At 70.3% G+C, this 14,061-nt stretch carries 13 protein-coding genes and 1 pseudogene; 6 read left to right on the forward strand and 8 right to left on the reverse strand.

What is annotated here, in order from left to right; translation table 11 throughout:
* Positions 1 to 317 (forward strand): annotated as a pseudogene (locus ACFQU4_RS07215) (hypothetical protein); the annotation flags it as partial.
* Positions 318 to 404: 87 nt separating this feature from the next.
* On the opposite strand, the gene ACFQU4_RS07220 reads toward ACFQU4_RS07215, so the two are convergent.
* Both ACFQU4_RS07220 and ACFQU4_RS07225 read right to left on the reverse strand, forming a co-directional pair.
* On the reverse strand, positions 405 to 809 hold the full coding sequence (locus ACFQU4_RS07220) for a pyridoxamine 5'-phosphate oxidase family protein (RefSeq protein WP_377488822.1): 405 nt from the start codon (positions 807 to 809) through the stop codon (positions 405 to 407).
* A 17-nt stretch (positions 810 to 826) separates the two neighbouring features.
* Entirely contained in the window at positions 827 to 2,233 is a 1,407-nt protein-coding gene (locus tag ACFQU4_RS07225; protein ID WP_377488825.1) for a DUF4032 domain-containing protein, read from the reverse strand.
* A 110-nt stretch (positions 2,234 to 2,343) separates the two neighbouring features.
* Between ACFQU4_RS07225 and ACFQU4_RS07230 the strand changes: the two genes are divergently transcribed.
* The gene (locus ACFQU4_RS07230; protein WP_377488828.1) at positions 2,344 to 3,264 is read left to right on the forward strand and encodes a DUF559 domain-containing protein; all 921 of its coding nucleotides are present in this window, start codon (positions 2,344 to 2,346) and stop codon (positions 3,262 to 3,264) included.
* A 65-nt stretch (positions 3,265 to 3,329) separates the two neighbouring features.
* On the opposite strand, the gene ACFQU4_RS07235 is transcribed toward ACFQU4_RS07230, so the two are convergent.
* Both ACFQU4_RS07235 and ACFQU4_RS07240 read right to left on the reverse strand, forming a co-directional pair.
* On the reverse strand, positions 3,330 to 4,424 hold the full coding sequence (locus tag ACFQU4_RS07235; protein WP_377488831.1) for an ABC transporter ATP-binding protein: 1,095 nt from the start codon (positions 4,422 to 4,424) through the stop codon (positions 3,330 to 3,332).
* A 150-nt stretch (positions 4,425 to 4,574) separates the two neighbouring features.
* Positions 4,575 to 5,972 (reverse strand): L-serine ammonia-lyase, encoded by a 1,398-nt coding sequence (locus ACFQU4_RS07240; RefSeq protein WP_377488834.1) that lies wholly within the window; start codon positions 5,970 to 5,972, stop codon positions 4,575 to 4,577.
* 93 nt (positions 5,973 to 6,065) lie between these two features.
* On the opposite strand from ACFQU4_RS07240, the gene ACFQU4_RS07245 reads away from it, so the two are divergent.
* Complete coding sequence (locus ACFQU4_RS07245) at positions 6,066 to 6,785, forward strand: phosphotransferase (protein ID WP_377488837.1); 720 nt, start codon at positions 6,066 to 6,068, stop codon at positions 6,783 to 6,785.
* A 12-nt stretch (positions 6,786 to 6,797) separates the two neighbouring features.
* On the opposite strand, the gene ACFQU4_RS07250 is transcribed toward ACFQU4_RS07245, so the two are convergent.
* Both ACFQU4_RS07250 and ACFQU4_RS07255 read right to left on the reverse strand, forming a co-directional pair.
* A complete protein-coding gene (locus ACFQU4_RS07250; protein WP_377488840.1) occupies positions 6,798 to 7,709 on the reverse strand; it encodes a formylglycine-generating enzyme family protein in 912 nt (303 codons plus the stop codon).
* 2 nt (positions 7,710 to 7,711) lie between these two features.
* The gene (locus ACFQU4_RS07255) at positions 7,712 to 8,917 is read right to left on the reverse strand and encodes an amidase (protein ID WP_377488843.1); all 1,206 of its coding nucleotides are present in this window, start codon (positions 8,915 to 8,917) and stop codon (positions 7,712 to 7,714) included.
* 43 nt (positions 8,918 to 8,960) lie between these two features.
* Between ACFQU4_RS07255 and ACFQU4_RS07260 the strand changes: the two genes are divergently transcribed.
* On the forward strand, positions 8,961 to 9,494 hold the full coding sequence (locus ACFQU4_RS07260) for an NUDIX hydrolase (protein ID WP_377488846.1): 534 nt from the start codon (positions 8,961 to 8,963) through the stop codon (positions 9,492 to 9,494).
* 85 nt (positions 9,495 to 9,579) lie between these two features.
* Here the strand turns inward: ACFQU4_RS07260 and ACFQU4_RS07265 are convergent, their stop codons facing one another.
* Positions 9,580 to 10,398 carry a MerR family transcriptional regulator gene (locus tag ACFQU4_RS07265; protein WP_377488849.1) on the reverse strand — a complete coding sequence of 273 codons (819 nt, stop codon included), beginning with the start codon at positions 10,396 to 10,398 and terminating at the stop codon, positions 9,580 to 9,582.
* Positions 10,395 to 11,663: an MFS transporter gene (locus ACFQU4_RS07270; RefSeq protein ID WP_377488851.1), complete on the reverse strand. Its 1,269-nt coding sequence runs from the start codon at positions 11,661 to 11,663 to the stop codon at positions 10,395 to 10,397. Before ACFQU4_RS07270 ends, ACFQU4_RS07265 begins: the two co-directional genes overlap by 4 nt.
* Before the next feature lie 60 nt (positions 11,664 to 11,723).
* On the opposite strand from ACFQU4_RS07270, the gene tdh reads away from it, so the two are divergent.
* The gene (gene tdh, locus ACFQU4_RS07275; protein WP_377488854.1) at positions 11,724 to 12,749 is read left to right on the forward strand and encodes an L-threonine 3-dehydrogenase; all 1,026 of its coding nucleotides are present in this window, start codon (positions 11,724 to 11,726) and stop codon (positions 12,747 to 12,749) included.
* Positions 12,750 to 12,817: 68 nt separating this feature from the next.
* On the forward strand, positions 12,818 to 13,972 hold the full coding sequence (locus ACFQU4_RS07280) for a glycine C-acetyltransferase (protein WP_377490507.1): 1,155 nt from the start codon (positions 12,818 to 12,820) through the stop codon (positions 13,970 to 13,972).
* Positions 13,973 to 14,061 lie beyond the last annotated feature (89 nt).

Here is a 14,061-nt window from a genome sequence, read left to right on the forward strand (position 1 = left end):
AGGTCTGGCGCGGCGAGATCCACGGCGAGCACACCCATTTCGGGCAGTCGCTGCAGTGGGTCACCGACGGGAAGCGCAAGTATCTCTGGGCTTCCGCGAGGGGGATCGAACAGTTCTTCGATCTCGAACAGGACCCACAGGAGCTGCACAACCTGATCGACGACCCGGCCCGGGCCGCCGAGGTCGCCGACTGGCGCGGCCGCTTGATCAACTACCTGGACGGCCGCGAGGAGGGCTACGTCGCGGACGGCGAGTTGATCACCGGCCGGGCGGTGCAGTCCGAGCGCTCCGACATCACGGCCCTGGTGACCGCCTGATCCTCCGGCACTCGCGTCAGCGTCACCTCAGTGACGTCGGTCAGGCTCCGGGGCAGGTCAGCGTTCTGCTGACCGGAGCCGGCTGGCTCAGCCGGCGAACTCGCCCCAGCCCGTCCAGCTGCGGATCTCGGCCCGGGCGCTGAACCGGGCCCGCTCCCGGTTGTCGTACGGGCCGCCGGTGTAGTGCCTGGACAGCGTGTCGATGTCGGCCAGCCCGGTGTCCTCGGCGATCTCGACGACGTCGAGCTGGAGCCCGACGTGGGAGTACCAGGCGCCCAGCGGCAGGACGTCCAGGGCGCAGCGCGGATCCCGGCGGACGTGCTTGAGCCGGACCCGCTCGAAGTCGAAGTTGATCAAGACCCGGTCGTCGTCCTCGAGCAGGTACCAGGTCGCCGCGGTGATCGGCCGGCCGTCCTTGGTGGTGGTCGCCATGACCGCCGGATTCGCCTGCTTGAGGAAGGTTCGTACCTCGTCGGACAGAGTTGCTGGCATGGCGCAACCCTAAACCGTCAGTCGGCGGCCCGCCCGGGCGCCTTCCGGCCCTCCTCGCGGCGACGGAGCGCGGCGATGTCGAGGAAACCGACCGTCGCCTCCGGCCCGGACTCGGGGGCCTCGTTGCCGTCCTCCCACGGGTCGTACGGCTTGGTCTGGTCGTCGTCGGCGAACCCCTGCGACGGATCGTACGGATTCGCCAGCGCCGGCCCGTCGTCGCCGGTCGCGGAGACGATCGCCTCGTCCGGCAGACCGCGCAGCACCGTGCCGACGTACGAATGGATGGCGTCGATCATCGGCACCTCGTGCCCGGCCTGCTCGGACAGGAACCAACGGTGTTCCAGCACCTCGTGGTAGAGCTCGGCCGGCTCCAGCTTGCCGCGCAACTCGTGCGGCACCGCCTCGACGACGGGCTCGAACTCCTCGGTCAGCCACTGGTGCGCGACGATCGACTCGTCGGCGTTCTGCTGATCGGTCCGGGCCCGGAAGTAGTCAAGATCATTGAGCAGCCGCCGGGCCTGGTTCTCCTCGGTGTCCAGCCCGGTCAGCCGGAGCAGCCGCCGCGAGTGGTGCCCGGCGTCGACGACCTTCGGCTGGATCCGGATCGTCGAGCCCGCGAAGTCGGTGGTGATGTCCAGCTCGGCGACGTCGAAGCCGAGCGCGTTCAGCCGGCGGACCCGGCTCTCGATCCGGTGCATCTCGCTGCCGTCGAACTCCTCGACCCCGGTCAGCTCCGACCACAGATCGCGGTACCGGTTCTCGATCGCCTCCACCAGCACCAGCGGCTTCAGCGCCTCGTCGAGCAGGCCGCCGGCCTCCAGGTCGCTGAACTCTCCGAAGAGGTTGGTCCGGGCGATCGACAGGTCGTGCTCCCGCTGCCCGTCGCTCAGCTCCTGGTGCAGTTCGCCGGTCTCGGCGTCCACCAGGTACGCGGCGAACGAGCCCGCGTCGCGCCGGAACAGCGTGTTGGACAGCGACACGTCGCCCCAGAGGAAGCCAATCAGGTGCAGCCGGGCCAGCAGCACGACCATCGCGTCGACCAGCCGGTTGACCGTGTCCTGACGTACCCCACGGGTGAAGAGGGAGCGGTACGGCAGCGAGAACTGCAGATGCTTGGTGATCAACGCCGAGTCCAGCGGATCCCCGTCGCCGTCCACCCGGCCGGTGACCACGCCGACCGGATCCACCGACGGGGTGTCCAGCCTGGTCAGGTCGTGCAGCAGCCGGTATTCGTGGATCGCCAGGTGCTCCAGCACTTCCTTGACCGCGTAGATCTCGCTGCCGACCCGGACGAACCGGACCACGTGCCGGGAGATGCCGCGCGGCAGCGCGACCAGGGTGTCGGTCGGCCATTCCTCCAGCGGAACGTCCCAGGGCAGGGTGATCAGCCGCGAGTCCGGCCGGGCGGCGATGAAGCGGGGCACGGCACCATCCTGTCACCCTGAGCGGCGGACGACACTCCTCGACAACGGACAACACCGGGCCCTGTGGACAACCGACCCGGCGGGCGGCCAGGCGCCGGATGCTCCTGGATGTGACTCCCGAACTCGAGTTCCTGCTGCGCGACGGCGGCGGCGTGATCAGGATCCGTGACCATCCGCGCCAGGCCCGAGCCGCACAGCGGCTGGCCGAGCGCGGGGAGCTCGCCAGGCCTCTGCCGGGGATCTACTGTCATGCCGGCGATGCGGACCGCGTCGAGGTCAGGATCCGCGCGGCGAGCCTCTGGCTTCCCGACGCCGTGATCACCGGTCCGGCCGCGGCCTGGCTGAGCTTCTGGCCCGAGATCGCGGTGCCGTTGATCACCTTGTCGCTGCCGGTCCGTCGACCGGCCCGGGCCGGCTACCGGCTCTGCCAGGAGCGGCTTCCCGACGAACTGATCGTGCGACACCGAGGCTGCTGGATCACGCGACCGGCCCTGACCGCGCTGGATCTGGTGCCGTGGGCCGGCGGGAACGCGATCGACGAGGTGCTCCGCACGAACACGGCCACCCTGGACGACCTCCGGCAGGCCCTGGCCCTCACCGCGAACCGTGCCGGTAACGGGCTACGCCGCGCGGCGTTGCGCGAATCGAGGCATGCGCCCTGGTCGGAGGCGGAGCGCCTGCTGCACAGAATGCTGCGTCGGGCCGACATCCGCGGCTGGTCCGGAAACGTGATCGTCGAGTGCGCCGGCGAACGGTATCCGGTCGATGTCGTGTTCCGCTATCGACGGCTGATCATCGAGGTGGACGGCTACGCGTTCCATCGGGCCGAGCATCGCGAGCAGTTCCACCGGGATCGGCGCAAGTGGAGCAACCTGACCGCCGACGGGTGGACCGTGCTCCATTTCACCTGGGACCACCTCGTGTACGAACCCGCGTGGGTCGTGGCGAAGGTCCGGCAGGCGATGGAGGTGTCGTCAGAACGCTTGAACTCGAACGCTGGAGGCCATATGGGGCTCCAGCGGTCGAGTTGAAGAGCTTTGGCGACAGCAAACGCCCCCGGACGGAGAACCGTCCGGGGGCGCCTGGTGTGACTGTCTCAGTCGGTCAGGCGATCGCCGGTCGCCTGGGAGAACACGTGGACGTGATTCGGGTCGACCGCGAGGCGAACGGTGACGCCCCGTTCCGGCGGGCGCCGGGACGAGATCCGGCCGACGATCTGCTGCGCGGTGAGCTTCTCGTCCTCGGTCAGGCCCGCGAGGGTCCCGTAGAGGTACGCGTCAGCGCCCAGCTCCTCGACGACAGCCACGTCAGCCCCGATACCGGTCTCGCCGATGTCGAAGTTCTCCGGACGGATGCCGATGGTCAGCGTCTTCTCGTCGCCGGCCTTGGTCAGCACGTCGCGCGGCACCGGCACGACGTAGTCGCCGACCCGGACACCGCCCTCGGACACCGTGCCGTCGATCAGGTTCATCGCCGGCGAGCCGATGAAGCCGGCCACGAACAGGTTCTTCGGCTTGTCGTAGAGCGACAGCGGCGTGTCCACCTGCTGCAGCACGCCGTCCTTCATCACGGCGACCCGGTCGCCCATCGTCATGGCCTCGACCTGGTCGTGCGTGACGTACACGGTGGTGACACCGAGCCGGGTCTGCAGGGCCGCGATCTGGGTCCGGGTGGACACCCGGAGCTTCGCGTCCAGGTTGGACAGCGGCTCGTCCATCAGGAAGACCTGCGGCTGCCGGACGATGGCGCGACCCATCGCGACCCGCTGCCGCTGACCACCGGAGAGCGCCTTCGGCTTCCGGTTGAGGAACTCCTCCAGGCCGAGCAGCTTCGCGGCCTCGAGCACCCGCTGCTGCCGCTCCGCCTTCGGCACGTTGGCCATCTTCAGGGCGAAGCCCATGTTGTCGGCGACGGACATGTGCGGGTAGAGCGCGTAGTTCTGGAACACCATCGCGATGTCCCGGTCCTTCGGCGGCAGGTCGGTGACGTCCCGCTCACCGATGTGGATGCTGCCCTCGTTGACCTCTTCGAGGCCGGCGAGCATCCGCAGCGAGGTGGACTTGCCGCAACCGGACGGCCCGACCAGGACCATGAATTCGCCATCGCCGATCTCGAGCTCCAGGCGATCAACGGCGGGGTGCTCCGAACCGGGGTAGACCCGGGAAGCTTGATTGAACGTAACGGTGGCCATGCCACATTCCTTTCCACGGGCAGGTACGTGCCCGACGATCCGTAGTGGAAACAGCGGCGCATGGTCGTTGCGCGACCCTGCGCTGAGCCGCACTCTACCTGGTGCCCCGAGAGGCGGCCAGAGAACGCTTACCTGGCTGGACTGTGACGATCAGCACTCAACGATGTTGACGGCCAGGCCGCCGCGCGCCGTCTCCTTGTACTTGATCTTCATGTCGGCGCCGGTCTGCATCATCGTCTTGATCACCTTGTCCAGGCTGACCGTGTGCCGGCCGTCGCCGCGCAGGGCCAGCCGGGCGGCCGTGATCGCCTTCACCGAGGCGACCGCATTCCGTTCGATACAAGGGATCTGGACCAGGCCGCCGACCGGGTCGCAGGTCAGCCCGAGGTGGTGTTCCATGCCGATCTCGGCGGCGTTCTCGACCTGTTCCGGGCTGCCGCCGAGCAGTTCGGCGAGGGCGCCGGCGGCCATCGAGCAGGCCGTACCCACCTCGCCCTGACAGCCCACCTCGGCGCCCGAGATCGAGGCCGTCTGCTGGTAGATGGAGCCGAGAGCACCGGCCACCAGCAGGTAATCCACGATCGCGGCGTCGTCGATGCCGGGCACGAACCGGACCGCGTAGTGCAGCACCGCCGGGATGATGCCGGCCGCGCCGTTCGTCGGCGCCGTGACCACCCGGCCGCCGGACGCGTTCTCCTCGTTGACGGCGAGGGCCCAGAGAGTCACCCAGTCCATCGCCGCCAGCGGATCGCGCACCGAAGGTGCCTCGTCGGACGCAGCGGTGTCGGATTCGGCGATCAGCTTCTCGTTGAGCTCCGCGGCCCGGCGCCGGACCCGGAGTCCGCCGGGCAGTACGCCGGTCGTCGCGCAGCCGTTCCGTACGCACTCGGCCATCACCGACCAGATTCGCAGCAGCCCGGCCCGGACCTCGTGCTCGGGCCGCCGGGCGACCTCGTTGGCCAGGGCGATCCGGGAGATCGGCAGGTTGTGCTCGGTGCAAAGGTCGAGCAGTTCGGTGCCGGTCCGGAAGGGGTACGGGACCGGGGTCGGATCAGGCACGACGGCGGGGGAGCCGCTGCCGTCGTCGTCGAGCACGAACCCGCCGCCGATCGAGTAGTAGGTGCGGCTGTCCACCACGTCGTCACCGGACCAGGCGGTGAAGGTCATCCCGTTCGGGTGGAACGGCAGCGTCTTCCGGCGGTGCAGCACCAGGTCGGTGTCGCCGTTGAACGGGATCCGGTGCTTGCCCGCCAGCAGCAGGTTGCGCTCGGTCACCGCCTCGGCGGCGCGCCGCGGCCCGGACGTCGTGTCGACGGTCTCCGGGTCCTCGCCCTCCAGCCCGAGCAGCACCGCGTTGTAGCTGCCGTGGCCGTGCCCGGTCGCGCCCAGCGAACCGAACAACTCGGCCCGAATCCGGGTGACCTCGGTCAGCCGGTCCGACTCGGCCAGCGCGACCGCGAACCGCTTGGCGGCCCGCATCGGCCCGACGGTATGCGAACTGGACGGCCCGATCCCGATGCTGAACAGGTCGAAAACACTGACGGTCACAGCCCCAGTGTGCTCTCGCGCGATCAGTGTGGACGATTCGGGCCACCAGACACGGCTGGAGGTTCCACGTTGTCGACTCCCTAGGGTGGCGGGGTGCGGAGGATCGAGATCGTTGACGGAGTGGTGCGGCGGCCGGTGAAGGAGTGGACGCCGACCGTCCAGGCCCTGCTCGCCCACCTGTACGGACGCGGCCTGCCGGTCCCCGAACCGCTGGGGTACGACGACCGGCAGGAGTTCGTCCGGCTGCTGGAGGGTGATGCGGGCCAGGACGCGTGGCCGCATCAGGTCGACCTCGGCGGCGTGCGTTCCGCCGGTGAACTGCTCCGCGCCGTCCACGATGCGACCCGGGACTGGCAGCCGCCGGCCGACGCCGTCTGGTCGGTGCCGCACCAGGGCGGCCCGGTGATCTGTCACGGCGACCCGCAGCCCGCCAACCTGGTCTGGCGGGACGGCCGCGCGATCGGCCTGTTCGACTGGGACGCGGCCCGGCCGGGCGAGCCCCTGGACGACATCGCGTACGGGCTGATCTGGCTGACCCCCTTCACCGGCGACCCGGCCGAGCTGAACCGGCGAGGCTTCACGGACCCGCCGGATCGCCGCGCCCGCGCCGAGACGTTTCTGGACGGCTACGGCTGGACCGAGCCGTTCGACATCGCGGACGCGGCGGTGCGTCGCCATGAACTCGCCATCGACGAGGTCGTCTGGCTCGGCGAACGCGGCCACCAACCGCACGCCGGCTGGATCGCGGACGGCTGGCCGGCGCGCTGGCGCGAGGGCCTGGCCGCGATGCGCGCCCTCGGCGACGAGCTCTGAGCGGGCCGGCGGTCAGGCCATCACGCAGCGGAAGCCGTGGTCGTTGGTGTCACGGGAGTCCTGCGGATAGAACAGCCGCTGCGCCCCGCGGCTGGTGTAGGCGGGCGAGAGCCAGCTGCCGCCGCGCAGGACCCGGCTCGAGTCCGGACCGGTCGGGCCGGCAGGCCCGGTCGGGTTGTCCTCGGGGCTGGCGAGGTAGTAGTCCGGGTCGTACCAGTCCGCGCACCACTCCCGGACCTGCCCGGCCTGGCCGAGCGCGCCGCACCAGCTGCGGTCACCCGGGTACTGATTCACCGGGGTCGGTCCGTCGAGCTGGGCGTGGTGATCGCCGCGCCAACCACTCGTGGAAGCATCACCGATCAGCCAGCGCCGCCAGTGATCGTTGTCGCGGAAGGGGCGACCGGCGATCGCCTCGGCCGCCCGGCAGGCCGCCGGGTCCCAGTCCTCACCCCAGGGAAACGTCCGTCCCTCGGGTCCTCGGGCGGCGTACTCCCACTCGGCTTCGGTCGGCAGCCGGGCCCCGGCCCAGGAGCAGTAGGCGACGGCATCCAGCCAGCTGACCGAGCTCACCGGCAGGTCGTCGGAACCGGGCCGGGGCGCACCGTCCAGCCAGGCGCTGTTCCGCTCGTCATGCACCGCCGGATCGACCGGCGCCGGATGCCCGGTGCTGATCATGAAACGGTGGTACTGCGCGATCGTCACCGGCTCGCGATACAGCCGGAACCCGTCGAGGCGGACCCGGTGCGGATGCAGCTCGCCGATCCAGTCGGCACCACCGACCTGCGCCTCGAGCCAGCGCGGATCCCACGCGTAGCGCTGCCAGAGCCGCGCCACCTCCGCCCGATCGGAACCCATCGCGAAGGAGCCGGCCGGGACCCGGACCAGCGCAGCTCCGTCCACGGGATTGGTCGCGTCGCTCGTCATGATCAGGTCCGCCTCAGGGCGTCCTCGAGCTGCTCGGCCCAGGTGAGCAGTTCCTCGTCCCGGCCCGGCGGAGCGACGCATTGCAGCCCGTACGGCAGCCCTTCCGGGCCGTCGAACACCGGGACGGTGATCGCGGGCCAGCCGAGGTAGGACCAGAAGCAGGTCAGCCAGCTGTCGCCGGTGCTCTCGTACCCGAGCGGGGCGACCGTTCCGGTGGCGGGGCCGATCCAGCCGCCGACTCCGGCCGAGTCGGTGGCCCGGACCGCGAGTGCGGCCGCCTCCTCCCGCAACGCGCGGCACTCGGCCAACCGTCCCGCCGGTACGGAGAGCCCTCGTTCGACGGCCTGCCGAGTCCGCGGACGGTACAGCTCGGCGTGCCGGGGGAACCAGTCGGCGTGGCTCTCGGCCAGCTCGCCGTGCACCAGGTCGAAGATCACCGACGCCCAATGATCAAGGTCGGTGTTCCAGGGCAGCGTCCCGTCGGCGAACTCGAAGCCCGCCCCACGCAGCGATCCGGCGTGGCGATCGAACGCGTCCCAGCCGTCCTGGTGCAGGCGCCGGAGTCCCCACCGGCCAGGCCGGCCCAGCGTGGGGGTCGGCGCCGATTCCAGGTCCCGCCAGCCCGGCAGCAGGTGCCGGGCGGCCGACCGGACGTCGCCGACAGTGCTGGCGATCAGTCCGACCGTGTCGAACGACGGGGCCAACGGCACGCCGTCGAAGGGGAGTCGGCCGAAGGTCGGCTTGTAACCGACGACCCCGCAGTAGGCGGCCGGCACGATGATCGACTGCAGGGTCTGGGAGCCGACCGCGAGCGGGCACATCCCGGCCGCGACGGCAGCGGCCGAGCCGCCGCTCGAACCGCCGGGAGTTCGCCGTGGATCGCGAGGATTCTTCGTCGCCGGCGGCTCGCAGTAGGCGACCTCGTCCATCGCGGTCTTGCCGACGATCGGCGCACCGGCCTCGCGGAGCCTGGTGATGATCATGGATTCCGGCCCCGCGAACAGCTGCGGCGGCAGCCGGGAGCCGGCTCGGGTCGGCAGCCCGTCGACGCGGAAGAGGTCCTTGACGCCGACCGGTACGGAAGCGAGCGGGCCGCTGCCGGAGGTCGGTGCCGGATCGGCCACGTGCACGAACGCCTCGAGGTCCGGGTTCAGCCGCTCGATCGCGTCGAGGGAGTCCCGGACGACCGCGGATCGGGAAGCCTGCACCGTTCCACTCAACCACGGCCCCGGCGCTGGCACGATGCCTTGCGTGGAGCCGTGGACCAAGCTGTGCAGCCGGCCCGGGTCGGCCGGGTTCGTCCGGATCCGGGCGGACCGCTATCGCCTCGCGGACGGTACGGAGTGTGAGTGGGACATCCTGGACGGGCCGGACTCGGTGGCCGTGCTGGCCCTGACCGAGGACTCGCAGGTGGTGCTGGCCCGGCAGTTCCGGCCGGGGCCGGGGGTCGTGCTCGACGAGCTACCCGGTGGCGGCGTCGAGCCGGGCGAGGATCCGGCGGTCGCGGCGGCACGGGAGTTGCTGGAGGAGACGGGCTATGCCGGCGAGGTCGAGGTGATCGGCAGCTCCTGGCTGGCCGGCAACGTGGCCCGGCACTGCTGGACGGCGGTCGCCACCCGGTGCCGGCGGGTGGCCGATCAGCAGCTCGACGGGGAGGAACAGATCACGGTGGTGCTCCGGGACCTGCCCGCGTTCCATGATCAACTCCGGGTCGGATCGCTGACGGATGCGGGAGCCGGCTACCGGGCGCTTGATCATCTCGGGCTGTTGCCCGGCGCCAGGTGAAGGCGGTGCCCTGAGCCTGTCGACGATCCGACAGACCCAGCCCGCAACGACACCGGACCCCCTGCCGGCTCATACCCGGCAGGGATCACCGGTCGTCTGCAGTCTGGCCTGCCGCACCGCTCTCGGCGGGCACCGACACGCCGCGACCGGCCTGCTCGGCGATCCGGCTGACGCCGAGGATCAGGGCGCGGCGCTGGGCGGGTGTGAACTGGTCGAAGAAGTCGGCCAGCTGAGGGTCGTCCAGGTCGACCGGCTCGCCGTCCGCGCCGAGCAGCAGGTCGGACCCGTGGTCCAGGGCCTCCTCGGCGATCCGGTGGGCGAACGCGTCGACACTGGGGTCGTCCGGATCCACCTCGGCGAGGGCGAGGAACTCGGCGTGCGACCGGGCGAACTCCTCGGCCCAGCCGGGGCGTTCGGTCATGCTGCGGTAGTAGGCCGCGAGCGGTTCCGCGGCCGCCGGCTCGTACGTGATCGACAGCAGCAGCAACTCCTGTTCGAAGGCCAGCGCGGCCGGCGGCAGGCCGGCCTCGCGGAGCTCCTGGAAGACCTTCGCCAGCGGTGCCGGCAGGGTCGGGTCGAGCTCGGTCGCGAGCTGGCGGCGCAGCTCCCGGCGGAGCCGGCGCAACCGGCGTTCCTCGTCGGCCACCCGCCGCTCCGCGATGATCATCGCCGAGCGCCAGGCCTCCGATCCGGGTGGTGCGGTGATCACGTCCCGGATCTCGGCCAGCGACAGCCCGGCGTCGCGCAGCTTCTTGATCTTGACGAGCGTGATCAGCTCCCGGACCCCGTAACTGCGGTAGCCGTTCGGCTGTCGTCGCGGCTCCGGCAGCAGCCCCTCGGCGTGGTAGTGCCGGACCGCCCGCGGAGTCGTACCGGCCAACTCGGCCAGTTCACCGATCTTCACCCGTCCTCCTCGGTCTCCGTCCTGCGGTCCAGTCTGCGCAACCAGGGCGAGAGCAGGCTCGCCGCGGTGATGATCAACCACAGCACGGCCAGCGTCCAGCCGGCCGCCGCGACACCCCACTGCTGGGCGATGAATCCGGCGACGGCCATCCCCACCGGCGCTGCGGCGAGGGTGCCGGAGTTCTGCAGACCGAGCACCCGACCGTACGCCTGCTCGGGGATCCGGGCCGTCATCACGGTGGTGAACACCGGTGTGAAGAAGCCGGAGCCGGCGCCGGCCAGGACCGCCGCCGTCAGCAGTACGGGGTACGGCGGGAAGATCATCATCGCGACCAGCCCGACGGCCATCACGACCAGGCCGCTCGCCGTGACCAGCCGGTTGCTGATCTTGGTCCCGAACAGACTGTAGCCACCGGCCCCGACCAGGCCGCCGACCGCGATCGCGCTGAGCACCGGACCCATCAGACCCGGCTGTCCGGCGGTGGTGAACCAGGCCGGCAGCAGCAGGCCGACCAACGGACCGATCACCAGGATCGCGCCGACGGTCAGGCTGCACAGCCACAGCACGACCGGCTCGCCGCGGAGGATCCGCAGGCCTTCCCGCAGGTCGGCCAAGGCCGCGCGCGGCCCGAACCCGGTCGGCTTCCGGTCGGCCTCCGGCAGCCGGTCGATGCCGCGCGGCAGCAGTCCGGTGGCCAGGGCGGCCAGGCCGGAAGTGATCGCGGTGACCCAGAGCGCCGTGGTCGGCGCAGTGACGGCGAGCAGCAGTCCGCCGAGCGCCGGACCGATCAGCAAACCCAGTCCGGACAGGCCTTCGTTGATCCCGCTCAGCCGCGGTACGGCAACCCCGCCGGCCCGGGCGACGGCCGGCAGCAACGCCTCCCGCGCGGTCATGCCGGGCACGTCGAAGACCGCGCCGAGCAGCGCCGCCGCGATGAACCAACCCAGCGACAGCCCGACCGTGGCATCGATGATCGGCAGCGCGGCGATCGACGCGGCCGAGCCGAGATCGGCGATCACCCCGAGCCGCTTCCGGCCGAACCGGTCGACGATCACGCCGCCGCCGATCGCGGCGAGCAGTTGCGGGAGCGCGGTCACGGCGGCCACCACGGCTGCGGCGCCGACCTGTCCGGTCGTGATCAGTACGATCACCGGCAGCACGATCGCGGCGAGCCCGTTGCCGAAGATCGACAGCGCGCCCGAGGTCAGATAGAGGGCCACCGTCCGGCGCGGGGCCACGGCGGTCATGGTCGGAGTCGTCGTCATGTCCTCAAGGGTCAAACCTTGACGCAACGTCAAGGTCAAGCCGCAGGTTAGGCTGACCGGGTGAAAGCGCTGGTGAAGACGGCTGCCGGGCCGGGGTTGCAGCTGGTCGACGTGCCGGAACCGGACTGCGGGCCGGGCGACGTGTTGATCAAGGTCGCGGCGACCGGGATCTGCGGCACGGACCTGCATATCGCCGCCTGGGATCCCTGGGCGCAGAGCCGGGTCACCGCTCCGTTGATCGTCGGGCACGAGTTCGCCGGCCGGGTGGTCGAGGTCGGCTCCGGGGTCACCGACGTCGCGGTCGGGGACTTCGTCAGCGGCGAAGGGCATCTGGTCTGCGGCCGCTGCCGCAACTGCCGGGCCGGCCGGCGGCATCTCTGCATCAACACCCGCGGCATCGGGGTCCAGGTCGACGGCGCGTTCGCCGAGTACGTGGTGCTGCCGTCCGGCAACGCCTGGGTGCACCGGGACCCGATCGATCCCGGGGTAGCCGCGATCTTCGACCCGTTCGGCAACGCGGTGCACACCGCGCTCACCTTCCCGATGCTCGGCGAGGACGTGCTGGTGACCGGCGCCGGGCCGATCGGGATCATGGCGGCGATGGTCTGCCGCAAGGCGGGGGCCCGGCACGTCGTGATCACCGATCGCAGCGACGACCGGCTCGACCTGGCCCGCTCGCTCGGGGTCAGCCTCGGCGTGAACGTCGACCGGGAGTCGGTCCGTGACGCTCAGCGATCGCTGGACATGAAGGAGGGCTTCGACGTCGGGCTGGAGATGTCGGGCAGCCCGGCCGCGCTCCGGGATCTGATCACCCAGATGACCCACGGTGGCCGGATCGCGATGCTCGGCCTGCCCAGTCAGGAGATCAGCATCGACATGGCGACCGTCGTGCTGAACATGCTGACGATCAAGGGCATCTACGGCCGGGAGATGTTCGAGACCTGGTACGCGATGTCGGTGCTGATCCAGAGCGGTCTGGACATCTCGGGCGTGATCACGCATCGCTTCCCGTACCCGGAATTCGAGAAGGCGTTCGCGACGACGGCCGACGGCCACAGCGGCAAAGTGATCATGACCTGGGAGTGACCCTTCGACAGGCACAGGGGACGTAGGGCATGAGCTCAGGGCGCGAGAGGATGAGGATGTACGGAGCGATCAAGGATCAACTGGCCGCCGACCTGGCGCAGCTGCGCGAGGAAGGTCTCTACAAGGCGGAGTCGGTGCTGACCACGCCGCAGGCCGCGGCCATCGGCGTCGACGAACGGGAAGTGCTCAACCTCTGCGCCAACAACTATCTGGGCCTCGCCGATCATCCCGCGATGATCAAGGCGGCCCAGGAAGCCTTGGACCGTTGGGGATTCGGGATGGCGTCGGTCCGGTTCATCTGCGGCACGGCGGAGATCCACAAGGAGCTCGAGGGCCGGTTGAGCCGGTTCCTCGGCACCGAGGACACGATCCTCTACAGCTCCTGCTTCGATGCCAATGCCGGCCTGTTCGAGACGCTGCTGGGCCCGGACGACGCGATCATTTCCGACGAGCTGAACCACGCCTCGATCATCGACGGGGTACGGCTCTGCAAGGCGCGCCGGTTCCGTTACAAGAACCGGGACATGGCCGACCTCGAGGCGCAGCTGATGGCCGCCAAGGACGCCCGCTACCGCATGATCGCCACCGACGGCGTGTTCTCCATGGACGGGTACGTGGCGCCGCTGGACAAGATCGCCGAACTGGCCGACAGGTACGACGCGTTGATCATGGTCGACGACTCGCACGCGGTCGGCTTCATCGGCGAGACCGGGGCCGGCACGCCGGAACTGTTCGGGGTCCGGGACAAGATCGACATCGTCACCGGGACGCTCGGCAAGGCGCTCGGCGGTGCGTCTGGCGGCTACACGGCCGCCCGGGCCGAGATCGTCGAGATGCTGCGGCAGCGGTCCCGGCCGTACCTGTTCTCCAACTCGCTGGCGCCGTCCATCGCCGCCGCGGCCATCGCCACCCTGGACCTGCTCGAGTCGTCCGGCGACCTGCTGACTCGGCTGCGCGACAACACCGCCTACTTCCGGTCCGCGATGACCGAGCGCGGCTTCGAGATCCCCGAGTCCGACCACCCGATCGTCCCGGTCATGATCGGCGACGCCGTCGAGGCGGCCCGGATGGCCGACCGGCTGCTCGCCGACGGGATCTACGTACGGGCGTTCTCCTATCCGGTGGTGCCCAAGGGCAAGGCGCGGATCCGGACCCAGCTGTCCGCCGCGCACAGCCGGGATGATCTTGACCGTGCCATCGCGGCGTTCGAACGAGCCCGGTAGTCGCCGGTTCCGACGACGCGTGGGCGAACGACAGGTGATCTTCTCACCTGGCCATTGACGCTCTGTGTTGAATCCTGACAAACTGCGAT

Origin of the sequence: Microlunatus sp. GCM10028923 (genome assembly GCF_042666975.1) — a bacterium.
Taxonomy (GTDB): Bacteria; Actinomycetota; Actinomycetes; order Propionibacteriales; family Propionibacteriaceae; genus Microlunatus.